Source organism: Chitinophagaceae bacterium (assembly GCA_016699815.1).
GTDB lineage: Bacteria > Bacteroidota > Bacteroidia > Chitinophagales > Chitinophagaceae > Ferruginibacter.
On sequence record CP065012.1, the window covers coordinates 2,671,613 to 2,689,884 of the forward strand.

Here is an 18,272-nt window from a genome sequence, read left to right on the forward strand (position 1 = left end):
ATAAATTTAATTTAATTTTATTCGGTTACAATTTTTACTCCTTGCGTATTGATGCTGGTAACATGAACCTGATGCAATAGCCCAATGGCATCATAAATTTTATTCATTTCGGTTTTTACATTTTGAGCAGTTTGCTCATCTTTGCTCAGCATAAAAACAGATGGGCCAGAACCCGATATGCCACCACCCAATGCACCTGCCCGGATACTTCTTTTTTTAATATCGTTAAATTCAGGTATGAGGATGCTCCTCACCGGTTCTATAATTACATCTTCGAGACTCCTGGATATAAGGTTATAGTCGTGTTGTAATAAACCAGCAACCAATCCGGCAATATTTCCCCATTGTTTTATGGCATCTTTTAGCAATACTTGTTTTTTTAGAATTTGCCTGGCATCTGCAGTGCGTACTTCTATTTGAGGATGAACAACTGTAACCCAAAGTGGCGGTGAAGAAAGCCTTATGATATCCACAGGAAAAATGCTGCGGATTAAGGTAATGCCGCCATAAATGCAGGGAGCAACATTATCTGCATGTTTTACACCCGAAGCCGCTTTTTCACCAAATAATGCAAACTGAACCATTTCTTCTTTTGTAAACGGGTTGCCCAATAAATAATTGGCAGCAACTACTGCGCCTGCTGCACTTGCTGCGCTGGAGCCAATACCGCTTCCGGGGTTTATATTTTTTTTAATGAAGATATCAAAGCCGGTTTGTGCAGGTAATAATTTTTTTATTTCCAGCAATGCTGCGCCTGCAGTATTTTGAGCCGCATCAAATGGTAAAGGGAACTCACCTGTATGGGAAATAGTAATTACAGATTTACCGGTAATGGTAACCTGCATTTCATCTGCCGGGTGGTTTAGGCAAAGGCCAAGCACATCAAAGCCACATACCAAATTTGCTACTGTGCCAGGTGCGCTTACTTTAACTGTTCTTTGAGGATTTGTATCCAATTGCATTTTTAATAATTTAAAAAACTTTAGGCTTTTGCTGCCCTTAGTATATCTGCAAATACGCCAGATGCGGTAACTTCAGCACCTGCACCTGCTCCTTTAATTACCAATGGTTGTTCGGTATAACGCTGTGTGTAATACAAAACAATATTGTCTTTTCCATAAAGGTGATAAAAATCATGGTCTTCATTAATGTGCTGCAGGCCAACAGAGGCTTTGCCTTCATCAAATACGGCTACAAATTTTAATTTGCAGCCTGCATTTTTAGCATCTGAATATAAAGCTTTAAAATGGGCTTCGTGTTTTTCCATTTGCCTGTAAAAATCATCTACAGAACCGTTCATGCATTCTTCGGGTAGAAAACTGTTGTTAATAATATGATCCATTTCAATTGCAAAGCCGGCTTCACGGGCAAGAATCATTATTTTTCTCATTACATCTTTTCCACCCAGGTCAAGCCTTGGATCGGGTTCGGTATAACCTTCATCCTGAGCCTGTTTTACTACAGATGCAAAAGGCAGGCTGCCGTTGTAATGATTAAATACATAATTTAATGTACCGCTCAATACGCCTTGTATTTTTTTTATGTTATCACCACTTTGCAATAAGTCATTTAAAGTAATTATTACAGGGAGGCTTGCGCCCACATTTGTTTCAAATAAAAAATTGGTGTTATATTCCCTTGCAGTTTGTTTTAATTTTTGATAAACAGAATAGGCAGAAGAGCAGGCAATTTTGTTGCAGGCTACTACCGAAATGCTTTTTTCCAGTAAGCCTTTATAAACATCTGCCACTTCTTCACTTGCTGTTATATCTGCAAAAACAGAATTACGTAAGTTTTTTTCAATAATTTTTTTTGCAAATATCTTTATGCCATCCTGCAATCCATTGTTCACCAGCTTTTCCCAATTATTTACATCAATACCATTTTCATCTATCAAAAAACATTTGCTTTTGGCAATGCCGGTAACTTTTAATTTTAGGCCCAGTTTTTCCATTAAGTAATTTTGTTGCCGGGCAATTTGGGCAATTAATTTTTTCCCTACATTTCCTGTGCCTGCAATAAATAAGTTTATTTCTTTGTATTCAATTTCAAAAAACGCTTCATGAATTACGTTAATGGCTTTTTTTATATCGGCTTTATTGATAACTGCACTTATATTTCTCTCTGAACTTCCCTGTGAAATAGCCCTTATGTTTACCCCGTTTTTACCTAATGCAGTAAATAATCTTCCACTTATACCGGTGTGGTTTTTCATTTGATCGCCAACCAGTGCAATAATGGCAAGATTGTTTTCTACAACCAAAGGCTCTACTTTTTTTGTGGCAATTTCGTAAGCAAAAAGTTCATCAATTGCGGCTTTTGCGGTTTTGGCATTATGGGCATCAATGCCTACACAAATGGAATGCTCCGAGGAGCTTTGGGTAATTAAAATAACATTGATTTTTTGTGCAGCCAATGTTTCAAAAAGTCTTTTTGAAAAACCGGGAATACCTACCATACCACTGCCTTCCAGGCTGATAAGCGAAATGTTATTGATGCTGGAAATACCCGAAACGGTACTGCCGGTATTTTTTGGTTTTTTTTCAATTACGGTTCCGGCATCTTTTGGGGCAAAACTGTTTTTAATATTTATAGGAATCCCTTTATTCATTGCAGGCTGAATGGTTGGCGGATAAACTACCTTTGCGCCAAAATGCGAAAGTTCCATTGCTTCCTGGTACGATATGGAAGCAATTGTTTTAGCAGCGGGTACAAGCCTTGGGTCAGCTGTCATCATTCCGGGTACATCGGTCCATATTTCCATGCTTTTGGCATGTAAAGCTGACGCATATATTGCTGCGCTGTAATCGGATCCGCCACGGCCAAGTGTGGTATTTATGTTTTTTTCATCTGAAGCAATAAAACCACTTGCAACATAAAGAAGGGTATCATTTTCCTTAAAATATTTTTGAATGTTTGTATCAGTGGCATCAAAATTTACCTGGGCATAACCATACTGAGAATTGGTTTTTATTAGTTGGGTAGAGTCCACCCATTGTACTTTATTACTACTTTCAAGTGCAGCAGCAATAATTTTGGAAGAGAGCAATTCGCCATAACTCATCACTTTGTCTTTAATGCGCAGCGAAAGCTCTTTTAATAAAAAAATACCGTTGAAGATGTCTTCCATTTCGTTGCATTGCATTTTAATAAAACTGAGTATGCTACTTTGAGATTGGATGGGTATGAGTTGCCGTGCCGTATCCAAATGCCTTTGCTCTACCTGGTTCAGCAGTTCTTTGTAACCTTCATTAGCCTCAGCAGCCAATAGGGAACATTGCAGCAACATATCTGTAATGCCGCCAAGGGCAGATACAACAATGAGTTTTTTTGTATTCATGTGCCTTTGCTCAATAATGGAAATTACTTTTTTAATATTGTCTGCTGTGGCAACCGAGCTGCCGCCAAATTTTAAAACATACATAACATATAATTAACTAAAATAATGAATAAGATGATTAAGGTACCGAAGTTTTGTGGGCAACGCCCCAGTGGATAATATGAGAAAGTACAACCCTTAACGGGTTGTGGTAGCAGTTGTAGTAAGAGCGTAAACTGTTATTGTAAAATAAGTATGAAAACTTTTATTGCTCATGTATGCAATAATAGTTATTATTAATGGTAATATAAAAAATAGTTTTAAGAGGTTAACTTAATTTAAAACACCGGGTAATAAAGAGGTTTGAGGCATTTTTTAAAAATAAAAAAGGGGTTTTGGCCCCTTTTTTAAAATTGTTGTGTCTTATTGTTTTACAAATTTTATTGATTGTTTTAAACCATCAGATTTTACATTAATAAAATAAGTTCCAGGTGCAAGCCGGGCAACATTTACCGGTATCCTGTTAATTCCCGGCTGAATAATTGTATAGGTTGTATTTAATTGAATTATTGTACCAGCAACATCAGAAATACTTATTTCAAAAGTACCTGCATTTACCGCATCTATTTCAAGCATTGCAGCTGTGGTTAAAGGATTGGGATAAAGTATTATTCCGGATGTATTAAAGCTTAGCAGTTTTGTTTCGCTAATACGGTAACTACTGTTGAGGTCAATAATTTTAAGGCGGTAATAATTAGTGCCCTTTAAAGGTGTATTATCCACAAACTGGTAGTGCATGGTACCATTGGCAGCTACTTCTCCAATAGAAGAAAAATTGATGCCATTACTGCTGCGTTCAATTTCAAAATTTTGTACGTTTATTTCATTGGCCGTTCTCCAGGTCAATAAATTTTTTCTTCCGTTTTGCCTTGCTTCAAAATTGGTAAGTAAAAGTGGCAACGGTGTACTTGGCCCAACGCCGGTTGCATAAGTGCCTCCGGTAATATCTGCTAAGCCATCAAATTGTGCATATAAAACTCCGTTGATGGTATTATTGAGCGTGTTGCTATTATAAATAGGATAGGAGTTGAGCACAAAGTCGGGAATAACATGGGCTGCATCTCCCACAAACGATGGCGCCGTTAATTGGAACCATTGTGAGGGTTCAAGTGTGCCAATGTTTGCGGTAGCAAAATTTGAAGCAGCATTATCCACTAATACTTTATCGGCAGGGTTGTAAAAGAAACGTAAGTTTACCGGAGCAGTAAGCGTATTGCCCATCAAATCAACATTCCAGTAACGTTGCAAAGTATAGGTGGCTTTTTTGGTTGGTATATCAGTAGCAGAGAAAAAACCTGCATCTAATTGTACACGGGGAATGGCATTGGCTTTGGGTAATGCATTGGCGCCGGAATTTCCGGGGTCCCAGTTAATAGAAAGCAGGTAGCTGTTTAAGTCTGCCGGATCAGAATAATAAGTCCAGCCTGCATCTTCACAATTTTTCACTAATGCAACGCCATTTGAGGAAGCTCCGGAGAGTGTAGCAGCCGGGCCGCTGATAAATGTGGATGCAATGGTATCATTCAGTTGGTCATCGTCTCCGCTTAGTGTTACAAAAGCAGTGTCGTAGTTGGTTCCGCTATTGGGTGTATTAATTCCATTAAATGCAATTACTTCATTACCACCGGCATTAATGCTGGTAGTATTGTTTAATGTAGCATTGTAGGTATTTGCACCGCCAATATTTAATGTAACTGCTGCAGTACCGGGTGCAATAGGGTTGGTGCCGGCATTCGAAATAGTAACGTTGATATTTTTGGTGCAATTAGCAGCAGATTGTGAACTGATGCTTATTGCAGCAGCATTTATGGCCAATAAATGTTTCGGTTCAATCATTAACCGGTAAGGCGTAGTGGTTACGGCATTCATATCTATCCATGTGCTTGTAGGAACATTATAATAGTAAAAAGCGCCCTGCCTTATTGGAGATTCTTTTTGGTACGATAAAAAAATACTGCTGGCAGAAACCACCTGCCTTACACCTGCATAAAAATCACCGGCATTAATTGCAACAGGCGTTGGCAATACAATATTATTGTATCCTAGGTTTGTAGTGAGATTTACAGGAGATTCCCAAATTAAGTTTCCTGGGGAGCCACCTGGGCCTGTAGCATCCCAAAATGCAATTTTATAACTACGTCCGGGCGTATTGGAAAAATGCAACCGCATTTGAATAATGCTGGTATTGATATTGGTATTATATTTTGCAGCAAAGTCAACCGTTGAAGAAGTAGAACCGGTAGAACCAAAAGGTGCAGATCCATCGGCATATGCCCAGGTATTTTCATTTACAATTTGTGTACTACTTTTGCTGTCGTTTGCAGTAAAATCATCTGCAGGAATAGAAACCGCAATATTATTATTGCCTAATACCGCAGGAGAAAAACTGGTAAAGGTTACCAATTGAGAAGCGTCCGGTGTAAGTGTAGTGATGGTTTGAACATCGGTAAATGTATTTGCTCCTGTAATATTTAAAGTAACATTGAGGTTGTTGGCAGTAGTGGTACCAAAATTTTTAATTAATGCAGTAACCGTATGTGGTGTACCGTTGGGGATGGGTAAACGACCAAGTGTATAAACTTCCTGTACCGCTATATCGGTTACAAATTCATGCTTTAATCTTAAGGCCGGCCTGAAAGCGCTTTGAGCCAATACGGTACTTCCGCTCAAAGCAGCCGTACCATTGTAGCGGCGGGTAGTAGTAAGCGTAAGGTTTACAGAGTTGCCATTTGACGTTTGGTAGGTAAACCCGGTATGGGAAGTATTGTCTGTGCGTTCAACTAGTACCTGCAGGTTGTCTCCGTTGTTTCTTACAAATGCAGTGCTTAATGTAATATCGGTAAATCCTGTTGCAGTAATAGAAACGCTACCGCTAAATACCAGGGTGTAACCTGCTGTTGTATAAGTGCCGGTAGTAAGTGTGGTTGTTGTAGATGGTACATTCTTCATGTAAATATTTACATTATTGAATGTGGTTGTTGCTCCTACCGCAACTGCTTTAAAGGCTATTTTTTCTATTGCCGTTGCAACAGAAGTAAAATTGCCTGCGCCAATTTCATCGCTGGTATACAATGATTCGCTGGCATGGTAAAGGTTATTGCCTAAGCCAATAAGGCCAGAAGTGCCGCCGGTATTGTCTATAGTAATGGTTTGGCTTTTGGTAATATAAATACAGCCACAAAACAGTATGGTTAAAATTGCTTTCATAGTTATATGTTTAAATTATAATTGATTCATCGCAACCGGTTGCTTTCTCTCACAATTTTATTATCACGAATAATTCCCCTTATTGCCAAAAATAAAAAGAGAAGAATAAATAAATGAAATATAGATGTCAGTACAAAATGCCCTTCGGCATATTGCACAGAATAATTGTAGTATAAAATTATCAAAACACATTCCAAAATCATGCTTCCGGCAATAAATTTTATTTGCATTGCCCGGTTTTTATATAAAAAAATGGATAGAAGGGCTGTAACGCCAATAGCTACAGTGAAAATGATAAGTAAAAAGTTGTCTGTTGCCTCCAGGGTAGATGAAGGCACTCCTGTTTTATCAGTTCCCATATAAAAGGGGAATTTAAGAGTAGCAAATGAGCATATTGAAGCCAGCAGCAGCCAGATAGATTGAATTCGTTGTAACATGGTTTTAATTTTTTAATTCGGGGTACAATGGAAAAGCATGCATCAATTCTTTCACCTTATTTTGCACCGTTGAAATGATGGCTTCATTATCAATATTCATTAATACATTATCTATAAGATCAACCACCGTTTGCATATGTTCTTCTTTCATTCCCCTGGTTGTAATTGCCGGTACGCCTATTCTTATACCACTAGTAACAAAAGGGCTTTTATCATCGTAAGGCACGGCATTTTTATTGAGAGTAATATGTGCTTTATCCAGTGTTTCCTGTGCTTTTTTACCGGTAATATTTTTATTTCGCAGGTCTATCAGCATCAGGTGGTTGTCAGTGCCGCCGCTAATTATCTGGTATTCTTTTGCCAGCAGTGCTTTGGTCATTGCCTGTGCATTTTTTTGTATTTGTTGGGCATAAATGGTAAAATCATTGCTGAGTAATTCGCCAAAGGCAATAGCTTTTGCAGCAATTACATGTTCCAAAGGCCCACCTTGTGTGCCCGGGAAAACGGCCATGTCCAGTATATGGCTCATCATTCTTATATTTCCTTTAGGATCTTTTAATCCCATTGGGTTTTCAAAATCCGTTTTCATTAAAATAATACCGCCTCTTGGTCCACGTAGCGTTTTATGTGTTGTGCTGGTTATAAAATGACAATGCTCAAATGGCGAGTTCATTAAGTTTTTGGCAATTAAGCCTGCAGGATGTGCAATGTCACACATTAAAAAAGCACCGGCTTCATCGGCCGCTTTTCTTATCCTGGCATAATCATAATCCCTGCTGTAAGCCGAAGCACCGCAAATAATCAGCTTGGGTTTTAATGACCTGGCTTTTTCTTCCAGCATTTCGTAATCTATAAACCCGGTATCTTTTTTAACAGTATAAAAATGGGCTTCATATAATTTTCCCGAAAAATTTACAGGAGAGCCATGGGTTAGGTGCCCGCCCATGCTAAGGTCTAATCCTAAAATCTTATCACCGGGTTGCAAAATGGCCAGCATGAGGGCTGCATTTGCCTGTGCGCCACTATGGGGCTGCACGTTGGCATAACTACAATTGAAAACCTGCTTTATCCTGTCAATTGCCAGTTGTTCAATTTCATCCACAATTTCACAACCTCCATAATACCTGCGTCCGGGGTAGCCTTCTGCATATTTATTGGTGAGCGAAGTGCCCATAGCTTCCATTACCTGTAAGCTGGTGAAATTTTCGCTGGCAATCAATTCTATTCCTTGCCTTTGCCTGGTTAATTCTTTGCCAATCAAATTAAAAACGGTATTATCTCGTTGCATTATTATTTATTATAGTACAAATATAAGCAGCCCTTACATTTTACCCAGCACAGATTTGTAGATTTTTAAACTGTATCTTTCATTCAAAATACATAATTTCACATACCTAAAACAAACCGGCAATTAAATTAAACTATTGCATAGTTTAGTTGCAGAAGAAATTTGGCATTTATGAAGGCAATCATTCCTGTTGCAGGCGCAGGCACTAAACTTCGCCCACATACATATACACAACCTAAAGCGTTGATACCGCTTGCGGGTAAAACCATCCTGAGCATTATTATTGAACAATTGAGAGATGCCGGTATTAAAGAATTTATTTTTATTGTGGGCTACCTTGGCGATAAAATACAGGATTATGTTATGGCAAACCATAAGGATATACAGTCCTATTTTGTAACCCAAAGCGAAAGATTGGGAACTGGCCATGCCATTGATCTTACTAAAAACCTGGTTGCTGACGATGAAGTGCTCATTATTATGGGCGACACCATTGCGGAATACGATGTAAACGATGTTATTAATGCACCTACTTCATTACTCGGTGTAAAGAAAGTAGATGACCCTAGAAATTTTGGCGTTGCCGAAATTAATGAGGATGGCGCTATAACCAGGGTAGTGGAAAAGCCGGCAATACCTAAAAGCAATATGGCGCTGGTAGGTATTTATAAAATTAAAGAAACAAGCCAGTTATTTGCATGTATTGAAAAAATACAACAGCTTAAAATTAAAAGTTACGATGAGTTTAACCTTACCGATGCACTGGAATGTATGATTGAAAAGAACATTGTATTTCTGCCATTTAAAGTGGAGAATTGGTTTGATTGCGGCAAAAAAGATTCGCTGATTGCTTCTAATGCCATATTGTTAAAAAAATTTGGAACAAGCGAAAGCAAATCCGCCGACTATGAAAATTCCATTATAATTCCGCCAGTGAGTATTGGTGAAGGATGTGTAATTCAAAATTCGGTTGTTGGGCCAAATGTTTCCATTGGCGACCATAGCATCATCAACAATTGTATTATAAAAGATACCATTATTGGCGCTTATTCCAAAATACAGGAAATTGTATTAAACAACTCCCTTATAGGCAGCGATGCATCGGTAAAAGGTGTGAGCCGTAATTTAAACATTGGCGATAATACCGAAATTGAATTGGGAGGCTCATCAAAATAATGTTTAAATGTTGATAATTTAATCTTCACTTTTTTTATTTAATCCATAATTTTCATTTTCTATATGAAAATGGGCACCTCAAAAGTTACCGGTTTATTTAATATTGAAAAGCCAATTATACAAGCCGGTATGATTTGGGTAAGTGGGTGGCGGCTGGCAAGCGCCGTAAGTAATGCAGGTGGCCTGGGCATTATAGGCAGCGGCAGCATGTACCCGGATGTATTAAAAGAGCATATCCAAAAATGTAAACAGGCCACAGGAAAACCTTTTGCGGTTAACATACCCTTATTATATCCCGATATTGACAAGCATATTGGTACAATAATTGAACAGCAGGTACCCATTGTTTTTAGCAGCGCAGGCAATCCCAAAACCTATACTGCGTTATTGAAAAGCAATGGTATAAAAGTAGTGCATGTGGTGAGCAGCGCCAAGTTTGCATTAAAAGCGCAAGATGCAGGATGCGATGCTGTAGTGGCCGAAGGGTTTGAAGCAGGAGGGCATAATGGAAGAGAAGAAACTACAACAATGGTTTTAATACCATGTGTAAGTAAAGCGGTGGATATTCCTGTAATTGCTGCCGGTGGTATAGCAACAGGCAGGCAAATGCTGGCAGCGCTTGTATTGGGTGCTTCTGCAGTACAAATAGGCAGCAGGTTTGTGGCAAGTGTTGAAGCATCCTGCCACAATAATTTTAAAAATGCCGTAATAGATGCCATTGAAGGAGATACCATGTTAAGCTTAAAAGCGCTTACGCCGGTGCGGTTGCTCAAAAATAATTTTTACCAGCAGGTGCAACAAGCAGAGTCAATTTGTGCATCAAAGGAGCAACTGGAAGAGCTTTTGGGCCGTGGCCGTGCAAAAAAAGGCATGTTTGAAGGCAATATGGATGATGGCGAATTGGAAATAGGTCAGGTAAGTTCAATGATCAATAATATAAAACCTGCCGCAGAAATTCTAAATGAAATATGGATGGAATACAATGATTTACTATAATTTCCGCCAAAATAAAAACTATATCTTTGCGAACAGAAAATTAACCCAAGAAAATGCAGTGTAATATTCGAGGATTTATATTTAGATTTTTTTCAATTTTTTTTATTGTTGTTCTTTTGAGTTTGCCGGCAATCAGCCAGCCGCCTACAGGCATCCCTCAGGAAATTAATCCTAACCAGATTAATCCGCAGGAGCTTACCCAACCGCAATTGAGGTCTTTACTTGAAGATAAAAACCGGGAAACCGGCAAAGACCGCAATGCTGAGCTCAACTCCAAACTCACTATTGAAAAAGACAGTGTTGTAAAAGACGATATTAAATTTAATGCCTACAGCCCCGATAAAACTTACGGTGCCAATTTTGCCGCATTTGCTCCTACAACCAGTGTAGATGAAATGTCTACCCCGCCATTGGATTATCCCATTGGCGTTGGCGATAATATTATTGTAGCGCTTTGGGGCGGTGCAGAGTTCCAGGAAAATTATATTGTTGCAAGAGATGGCGCCATTTTCCCATCTGGCCTTGGAAAAATTTATGTTCAGGGGCTTACTTTCGAAAATGCCCGAAAAGTTGTTTATGCCCGTTTTAAAAGCGTGGTTCCGGCAAGCACTAATATTTCGGTAAGCCTTGGCCAGCCCAGGAGAATAAATGTGAATGTGGTAGGCGAAGTAAATAATCCCGGGCCTGTAACCGTATCGGCATTTAGCAATGCATTTAATGTAATTTATGCGGCAGGTGGCGTTTCAAAGTTTGGAAATTTAAGAAATATCCAAATTAAAAGGGCAGGCAAAGTTATAGATGAATTAGATGTATATAAATATTTAACAACCGGTGATTTTGGAAAACATATTTACTTGCAAAACAATGATTTTATTATTGTTGGCATTTTTGAGAAAAAAGTTTTAGCTACCGGCCAGTTCAAAAGGCCAATGTATTACCAGCTAAGAAAAGATGAAGGCGTAAAAGCATTATTAAAATTTTCTGGAGGCCTCACCTCGGAGGCATTGGCATCCAACATGAAAATCCTGCGTTCAGAAAATGAAACACAGGTACAAAGGGATGTAAATGCAAATGCCATAACTCAGTTGCCCGACCAGGATTTTTTATTAATGGATGGCGACATTGTAAAGGTGGATATTGTAAAAGCTGGCCTTAGTAATAAAGTGGAAATAAGGGGAGAAGTTACTTTTCCCGGCGTATATGAATTACGCAAAAACGACAGGCTTTTTGACATCATTAACCGTGCAGGCGGCGTAACCCGTAATACTTTTTTGCCCAGAGCCTATGTATTTCGTAACGCCGGAGATTCTACAAGTTTGCAATCAGACAGGCTGGAAGTGGACCTGTCGGAATACAGTAGCAATGATTCCAGGAGCCCCAGTAATGTAGAGTTAAATGTAAACGATGTGATTCAATTGTTTTCTCAAAGTGAATTTTCCGATCCCCAATATGTAGAAATTTATGGTGAAATAAGGGTAGAAGGCAAAGTAAGAAAATATGGCGGAATGACACTTGAGGACCTTTTATACTTATCCGGCGGTCTTAAACAATCGGCAGAGTTTGGCAGGCTCGAAATTTCAAGCGTAGTTGATATGGATTCGGCAAGAAAAAGCCTTAAACCTACCCGAACCGTAGTAAAATCTTATGCCATAGACCCCAACCTGCAACTGGATTCTATAGCAAATAAAATAATACTCAAACCATACGACCAGATTTTTGTTCGCAAAAACCCCAATTTTGAAATTCAACAAAATGTGGATTTAAAAGGTTTGGTTATGTATCCCGGATACTATCCAAGGCTCAGCAAATTCGAAAGGCTATCCTCTTTTATTGGAAGAGCCGGTGGCCTTGCAGATAATGCCAATGTGGGCGGCGCTTTGCTCTATAGAAGAACAGGTCAGTTCAGGGAAAAATATGAAAAAAAGCAAAAGTTTGATTCTTTAGGCAGGCCAATTATTGATAGCGCAGTGCAGGAAAAATTAGATTTGTTGGATGAACCCGTAAGTATTGACTTGTACAATGCCTTAAAAAAGCCAAATTCAAAATACGATATTATTTTAATGGATGGAGATGTATTGTTTATACCTGAAATAAATCCTTTTGTTACCATTCGTGGCAGGGTTCAATCTCCACTTAAAATTGCATTTGATAAAGAACATACCAATTTATTGTATTATATAGATAAAGCCGGAGGTTATGGCATACGGCCATGGAAGAGGCGTATTTATGTAACCTATGCAAATGGCCGCAGCAAGCGTACCCGGGGCTTCCTATTTTTCCGGAGCTATCCAAAAGTAGATGAAGGCTCAATTGTAACCATTCCGGAAAAACCCAAAAGCGGCGATGTAAGCGATTTAACAAAATCTATTATTGTAGCAGCTATACCAGTAATTATTACAGGCTTTATTTTTAAATATATCCGATAAAATTAAAAAAGGGTGACATCAAAAGAACTTACAAGAAAGGTATTTATACGGATGGGTAAACTAAAACTCATTTTGCTCATTTGTGGCGTGGGTTGTGCCATTTTATTTTATTTGTTAACCAAAACAATATCTGTAGAATATACCGGTACGGCTACTATTTTCCCTCTAACGGCTTCCAATGAAAGTTCTTCCACATCAAACCTGCTCAAGGAACTTACCGGGGCGAGTGAAATGCCTAAAAGCTTTAGCCAGGAAGCATCCATTAATATTGTGGAACTGGCCATGAGCCGTAGAACCAGGGAAGCTGTAGCATTGGAAAGGCTCCCTCAATTTGGCAATAAAACCATTTCGGAACTGCTTATAGATGCGGAGAACGATAAAAAATCTTTTTTGTCTGCCAAGGTTGATATGCCCAAAACAGATTCTGCTTTAAAAGCCGTGGGTGGTGAAATACTTAATAACTTACAAACAGCAAAGTTTACAAAAAACGGCCTGCTGGAGCTTAGCTTTACTAATACCAATAAGCAACTCATTACACCGGTTACCAATATTATTATCAATAAAATTTCTCAATTTTATATTGATCTAAAAATAAGAAAAGCAAGGGAAGATTATATGTTTACCATGCGTAAACTCGATTCGCTCAACGAAGTGTTGGATGCTTTTGATAAGCGTGCAGTAACCATGGCAAATACAACCATGTTTGTACCCGGTGAAAAAATTGAATATACTATACCCAAAGAAAATTTAATTACCGATAAAGAAAGGGTGTTAAGGCAAAAAGCAGGCGCAGCCAATAACCGTGAAGAAGCATTATGGAGGCTTCAAAAGGCAACGCCAATTATTGAAACACTTGATAAACCCGAGCCACCTTTTAAAAAGAACAAACCATCTGGCTTGTTATTTGGTATGGTTGGTTTTATTTTGGGCTTACTGCTTAGTTCATTTATACTTATTTTCGATTTATTGTATAAATACATAAATGCAGAAATTAACCATGCCGTATTTGGAGATGAAGAAGAAGTGGCTTCTACTTCAAGCGATGTTTCAGGTAATGCGGCAGTAAAATAACATTCAAATCACTTTCTTTCATTTTCCTGCCAGCTTTGCATGCCGCCCTGCAGGTTTTTTACATTTGAAAACCCAAGTGATTCCAGCATCATAGCAGCTTGTATACTACGGTTGCCGCTTCGGCAATAGCAAATTACTTCCTGGTTTTTCCAGTCTTCAATATCTTCGGTTTGTAAAGCAAGAATTTGACCCAGGGGCAAAAAAGTGCCGCCAATATTAAATTCAGCTCTTTCATCTGCTTCCCTTACATCCAGTAAATTCAGTGTTACTTCCTGGTTTAGTCTTAATTTTAATTCGCTTACAGTAATATTGGTCATGGTTTTAATTTTTATTATTTGCAGTAGAATCGGTAAAGGCTTTGTTCTCTTTGGATAACCAAATATCTATTACCTGACCCGATTGCATGTACATAATTTTTTTATCAAGCTCCGATAAGTGGGAAGGGTTTTGCTTGATAATAAAAGCAGCAAAAGTATCCCTGATGCCCGTTTCTACAATTAAAGCCCCAATATTAATTCCATGGTCTTGTAAAATAAGTTTGGCATCTCCATACATCATCCCCGTAACATCGGGTACAGGAATACGAAGATCCTGAAGTCCGCCACCAATTACCAGATCTATTTTACTGCCCCATTTTATTTTGGCGCCTGGTTGTATTATGCTTCCCTTAAAATGTTGTTCCAGTACCGAACCAAGCATAAAATCTGGCCTAAAGCTGGTATCTCCTAAAGTTAAATGGCTTCGATTTAATATTTCCATGGCATAGTTCAACGATTTTCCCTGTAAATCGGGCATTTCTACCAGGGGCATGGTAACCCTGTTTACTATTAATAAAACCGTTCTGTTTACTTTTACCGTACTGTTGGCATCGGGCAATTGCTTAATTACTACACCCATTTTTGCCGTATCTGTATAAATTGAATCCTGAATTTCCACAGCAAATCCCTTGCTTTCTAAAAGCTTTATGGCTTCGCTGGTTTTTAAATGGGTAACTTTTGGTACAGTTAGGTATTCACCATGTTTGGTAATAAGGCTTAGTGTTTGTAAAAACCCAAAAATGATAAGGGCTCCCAAAAATAGGGCTACTAATAAGTTTACCCAAAAAGGCCTGTTGGTGATAAATTTAAACACGCTTTTATTTTAAATTATTTATGGTTAAGGCTTTCTTCAATGAGCGCCGTATAAAACTCTTTTAAACTCCAGCCCATTGCTTTTACCTGCTGCGGCACAATACTGGCAGCGCTTTGGCCGGGTACAGTATTTATCTCCAGCATAAAAACATCTCCTGATTTTGCGTTGTAAATAAAATCTATGCGAACAATTCCCCTGCAATGAAACACTTTATAAATTTTTTGAGCCGCTGCTCTAATTTTATCTGCAATGGTTTCCTCTACCTGTGCCGGGGTTATTTCCTCACTTGCACCCTGGTATTTGGCTTCAAAATCAAAAAATTCTTTTTTAGAAATTATTTCGGTGATGGGTAAAGTAATAATCCTGTCTTTAGATTGAAAAACGCCAATTGTAAATTCTCTGCCTTCAATAAACTCTTCTACCAGCACCTGGTTATCTTCCTTAAAAGCCCTTTCTAATGCAGCGGTTAAATTTTCAGCATCAGAAACTTTGCTCATACCAATGCTACTGCCGCCGTTATTAGGTTTTACAAAAACCGGCAGTTGAAGTGTGCTGGTAATTTGTAAAGCTGTTGTATTATCTCCTTTAAACAAATGCATGGATTTGGCCACATTTATACCGGCAAATGCAGCAACCGCAACGGTATATCTTTTATTAAAAGTAAGCGCTGAAGTAGCAGCATTGCAGGATGTATAGGGAATACCCAGGCAGTCAAAATATCCCTGCAGTTTACCATCCTCTCCGGGTGTGCCATGCAGGCCTATCAATACCGAATCAAAAATAATTTTGTTGCCATTAAGGGTTATTGAAAAATCATTTTTATCAATACTTATTTTTTCTCCACTTGCAGTTTTATAAAACCAGCCTTCGGGATGGATATCTATAAGGTAGCAATCCCATTTATCTTTGTCAGTATGGTTAAAAATAGTATCTGTACTTTGATAAGAAATAACCGATTCTCCTGAATATCCGCCGGTAACTAGAGCTATCTTTTTTTTCATGTGGGCAAAAAATAATAATTATGGTTGAGGGTGATTGAAGTTTTCGCTTAAACCTTCATTGCCTGAATCTAAAACAAACTTCCATTTGCCATCTTTTTGTTTTTTCCAAATGGAAACATAAGTGCCAAAAGTGATACTGTCGGATTTATTGGGTGCAAGAGCAAATATCCCATAGGTATAGCCCATATCTGCAGATGCGGAAACAAAGGCTGTTTGGGGTTTCCAGCTTAGTGTAAAACCCGTATCGTTGGATTGCAATAAATAGTCAATTGCGCCTGCACCCACAAGCGGTGTATATCCCGGCCTTAGCATTACCCCGTTACTGTCAATATATTCCATAAAAGCGGCTTTCATTCCTTTCTTTACGCTCATATCGGAAAAAGCAGCATCGACTTTCATTAATGCCAGTTTTTCCTCCGTAAGGTTTACGGGTTTTTCTTTTTCCTGGTTTTTATTATTACAGGCTAAGAGCAAAACCAATACCAATATGGCACAAAACCTCATATTTTTTATTTTATGGAGCAAGATAATAAAAATATTACGGCATCAGGGATACAGAAAGGCGAAAGTATTGTAAACTTTCGCCTATGTGCAGGAAATATCACCTGCTTAATTAAGCCTTACGGCTACAAAAAAATCATATATGCAGTACAGCTTTTTTAGCAAGCAATTCATCTACTGTTTCTTTATAGGCTTCATCTGGTACGCAACAATCTACAGGGCACACCGAGGCACATTGCGGCTCTTCATGAAAACCCTGGCACTCGGTGCATTTGCTGGGCACTATGTAATATATATCTGTACTTATTGGCGCATTTCGCTGGTCGGCATCAATTTCTGTGCCATCTAAAAGTTTAAAATTGCCTTTTACCGTTGTACCATCTGCAACGGCCCATTCTACTCCGCCTTCATAAATGGCATTATTCGGGCATTCGGGCTCGCAGGCTCCGCAGTTGATACATTCTTCTGTTATCTTTATTGCCATCAGTTGTAATTTTGCTTGCAATTTAATAAATAGAATATGAATTTACAAGAAAGAATTTTATTGTTAATAAAACTGGGAAATTATTTAAAAAGTAATGATGACAATTGGCTGGATACACAAGTATTGGCCGAACAAAAAAATGGATGGTTTACCCGGGAATTTTTAGAAAAAGCTGCAGGCAGCATAGCCGATAATTATCTAAAAGAAGACAAATTACGCCAATGGGCAGGCTATTATAAACTCGATGATAATATACAGGAAAAATGCGTAGGTATTGTGATGGCAGGGAATATTCCGCTGGTTGGCTTCCACGATTTTTTATGCGTTTTTATTACTGGCCATAAGCAAATGATTAAAATGTCTTCTAAAGATGATGTATTGCTTAAGCATTTAGTGAAGGTAATGGCAGGCTGGAACTCCAAGGTAAATGGCAAAGTAATTTTTGCAGAAATGCTTAAAAACTGTGATGCATATATTGCAACAGGAAGCAACAACAGCAGTCGTTATTTTGAACAATATTTTGGAAAATATCCCAACATCATCCGTAGCAACCGCACTTCTGTAGCTGTTTTAAACGGAAGCGAAAGCACGGAAGAATTAGAAAAACTTGCAGATGATATGCATCTCTATTTTGGGTTGGGTTGCCGCAACGTAACAAAAATTTATGTTCCTGAAAATTACGATTTTATTCCCATAATTAAAGCCTTTGATAAATATCAGTATTTTTCCGATCATCATAAGTATAAGAATAATTACGATTATCAACTGTCTATTTTATTGCTCAACGGAAAATATTATATGACCAACGGAAGCACTTTATTAACGCAAAACGAATCTTTCTTTTCGCCCATAAGCCAGGTACATTACCAATTTTATACCAGCCCTGAGGGAATGCAGCAAAGCCTGCAAAGCAATAGGGAACTGCAATGTATTGTTGGGCATAGTAACGTACCTTTTGGCCAGGCACAAAATCCGGGCTTATTTCAATATGCCGATAGCGTAGATACCATGGCTTTTCTTTTGGGGATGTAGCAAATTTATTTGCGCCAAAATATCAGCCCAAGTACGAAAGCCTTACTAATTTAATGTTAAAGATGGCAGAAGGTAAAAATCAATTTGTCAGGCATTCGTTACTTTGTGATATGGGCATATCTTTTGATGCCTTAGTAAAGAAA

The 18,272-nt window shown here is 38.4% G+C and carries 15 protein-coding genes; 5 read left to right on the forward strand and 10 right to left on the reverse strand.

Annotated elements, in window-relative coordinates:
- Positions 1-17: 17 nt before the first annotated feature.
- The 5 genes from IPO46_11860 to IPO46_11880 all read right to left on the reverse strand — a co-directional run bounded on the left by IPO46_11860 (position 18) and on the right by IPO46_11880 (position 8,311).
- Entirely contained in the window at positions 18-962 is a 945-nt protein-coding gene (locus IPO46_11860; GenBank protein QQS62768.1) for a homoserine kinase, read from the reverse strand.
- A gap of 20 nt (positions 963-982) precedes the next feature.
- Positions 983-3,424 (reverse strand): bifunctional aspartate kinase/homoserine dehydrogenase I, encoded by a 2,442-nt coding sequence (thrA, locus tag IPO46_11865; GenBank protein ID QQS62769.1) that lies wholly within the window; start codon positions 3,422-3,424, stop codon positions 983-985.
- 318 nt (positions 3,425-3,742) lie between these two features.
- Entirely contained in the window at positions 3,743-6,586 is a 2,844-nt protein-coding gene (locus IPO46_11870; protein QQS62770.1) for a T9SS type A sorting domain-containing protein, read from the reverse strand.
- Positions 6,587-6,612: 26 nt separating this feature from the next.
- The gene (locus IPO46_11875) at positions 6,613-7,023 is read right to left on the reverse strand and encodes a DUF4293 family protein (protein ID QQS62771.1); all 411 of its coding nucleotides are present in this window, start codon (positions 7,021-7,023) and stop codon (positions 6,613-6,615) included.
- Positions 7,024-7,027: 4 nt separating this feature from the next.
- Positions 7,028-8,311, reverse strand: coding sequence for a serine hydroxymethyltransferase (locus tag IPO46_11880; GenBank protein QQS62772.1), 1,284 nt, complete (start codon positions 8,309-8,311; stop codon positions 7,028-7,030).
- A gap of 171 nt (positions 8,312-8,482) precedes the next feature.
- Here IPO46_11880 and IPO46_11885 point away from each other — a divergent pair, with 171 nt between their 5' ends.
- The 4 genes from IPO46_11885 (at position 8,483) to IPO46_11900 (ending at position 13,980) form a co-directional block, all read left to right on the forward strand.
- Positions 8,483-9,487 carry an NTP transferase domain-containing protein gene (locus IPO46_11885; GenBank protein QQS62773.1) on the forward strand — a complete coding sequence of 335 codons (1,005 nt, stop codon included), beginning with the start codon at positions 8,483-8,485 and terminating at the stop codon, positions 9,485-9,487.
- 69 nt (positions 9,488-9,556) lie between these two features.
- On the forward strand, positions 9,557-10,483 hold the full coding sequence (locus IPO46_11890) for a nitronate monooxygenase (GenBank protein ID QQS64401.1): 927 nt from the start codon (positions 9,557-9,559) through the stop codon (positions 10,481-10,483).
- A gap of 116 nt (positions 10,484-10,599) precedes the next feature.
- Entirely contained in the window at positions 10,600-12,909 is a 2,310-nt protein-coding gene (locus tag IPO46_11895; protein ID QQS62774.1) for an SLBB domain-containing protein, read from the forward strand.
- Positions 12,910-12,921: 12 nt separating this feature from the next.
- On the forward strand, positions 12,922-13,980 hold the full coding sequence (locus tag IPO46_11900; protein QQS62775.1) for a hypothetical protein: 1,059 nt from the start codon (positions 12,922-12,924) through the stop codon (positions 13,978-13,980).
- An 8-nt stretch (positions 13,981-13,988) separates the two neighbouring features.
- On the opposite strand, the gene IPO46_11905 is transcribed toward IPO46_11900, so the two are convergent.
- From IPO46_11905 to IPO46_11925, 5 genes are all read right to left on the reverse strand, one after another.
- Positions 13,989-14,297, reverse strand: coding sequence for a rhodanese-like domain-containing protein (locus tag IPO46_11905; protein ID QQS62776.1), 309 nt, complete (start codon positions 14,295-14,297; stop codon positions 13,989-13,991).
- Between the two features lie 4 nt (positions 14,298-14,301).
- On the reverse strand, positions 14,302-15,111 hold the full coding sequence (locus IPO46_11910; protein QQS62777.1) for a PASTA domain-containing protein: 810 nt from the start codon (positions 15,109-15,111) through the stop codon (positions 14,302-14,304).
- A gap of 14 nt (positions 15,112-15,125) precedes the next feature.
- Entirely contained in the window at positions 15,126-16,112 is a 987-nt protein-coding gene (locus IPO46_11915) for a D-alanine--D-alanine ligase (GenBank protein ID QQS62778.1), read from the reverse strand.
- Between the two features lie 18 nt (positions 16,113-16,130).
- Entirely contained in the window at positions 16,131-16,616 is a 486-nt protein-coding gene (locus tag IPO46_11920; protein QQS62779.1) for a hypothetical protein, read from the reverse strand.
- A 133-nt stretch (positions 16,617-16,749) separates the two neighbouring features.
- A complete protein-coding gene (locus tag IPO46_11925) occupies positions 16,750-17,097 on the reverse strand; it encodes a 4Fe-4S dicluster domain-containing protein (GenBank protein QQS62780.1) in 348 nt (115 codons plus the stop codon).
- Positions 17,098-17,133: 36 nt separating this feature from the next.
- On the opposite strand from IPO46_11925, the gene IPO46_11930 reads away from it, so the two are divergent.
- Entirely contained in the window at positions 17,134-18,129 is a 996-nt protein-coding gene (locus IPO46_11930; GenBank protein QQS62781.1) for an acyl-CoA reductase, read from the forward strand.
- Positions 18,130-18,272 lie beyond the last annotated feature (143 nt).

Bases quoted from the DNA above. Each gene is read 5' to 3' on its own strand.
- IPO46_11925 (QQS62780.1), bottom strand. From the start codon at position 17,097: ATGGCAATAAAGATAACAGAAGAATGTATCAACTGCGGAGCCTGCGAG.
- IPO46_11870 (QQS62770.1), bottom strand. From the start codon at position 6,586: ATGAAAGCAATTTTAACCATACTGTTTTGTGGCTGTATTTATATTACC.
- IPO46_11885 (QQS62773.1), top strand. From the start codon at position 8,483: ATGAAGGCAATCATTCCTGTTGCAGGCGCAGGCACTAAACTTCGCCCA.
- IPO46_11880 (QQS62772.1), bottom strand. From the start codon at position 8,311: ATGCAACGAGATAATACCGTTTTTAATTTGATTGGCAAAGAATTAACC.
- IPO46_11875 (QQS62771.1), bottom strand. From the start codon at position 7,023: ATGTTACAACGAATTCAATCTATCTGGCTGCTGCTGGCTTCAATATGC.
- IPO46_11920 (QQS62779.1), bottom strand. From the start codon at position 16,616: ATGAGGTTTTGTGCCATATTGGTATTGGTTTTGCTCTTAGCCTGTAAT.
- IPO46_11860 (QQS62768.1), bottom strand. From the start codon at position 962: ATGCAATTGGATACAAATCCTCAAAGAACAGTTAAAGTAAGCGCACCT.
- IPO46_11915 (QQS62778.1), bottom strand. From the start codon at position 16,112: ATGAAAAAAAAGATAGCTCTAGTTACCGGCGGATATTCAGGAGAATCG.
- IPO46_11890 (QQS64401.1), top strand. From the start codon at position 9,557: ATGGGCACCTCAAAAGTTACCGGTTTATTTAATATTGAAAAGCCAATT.
- IPO46_11930 (QQS62781.1), top strand. From the start codon at position 17,134: ATGAATTTACAAGAAAGAATTTTATTGTTAATAAAACTGGGAAATTAT.
- IPO46_11905 (QQS62776.1), bottom strand. From the start codon at position 14,297: ATGACCAATATTACTGTAAGCGAATTAAAATTAAGACTAAACCAGGAA.
- thrA (QQS62769.1), bottom strand. From the start codon at position 3,424: ATGTATGTTTTAAAATTTGGCGGCAGCTCGGTTGCCACAGCAGACAAT.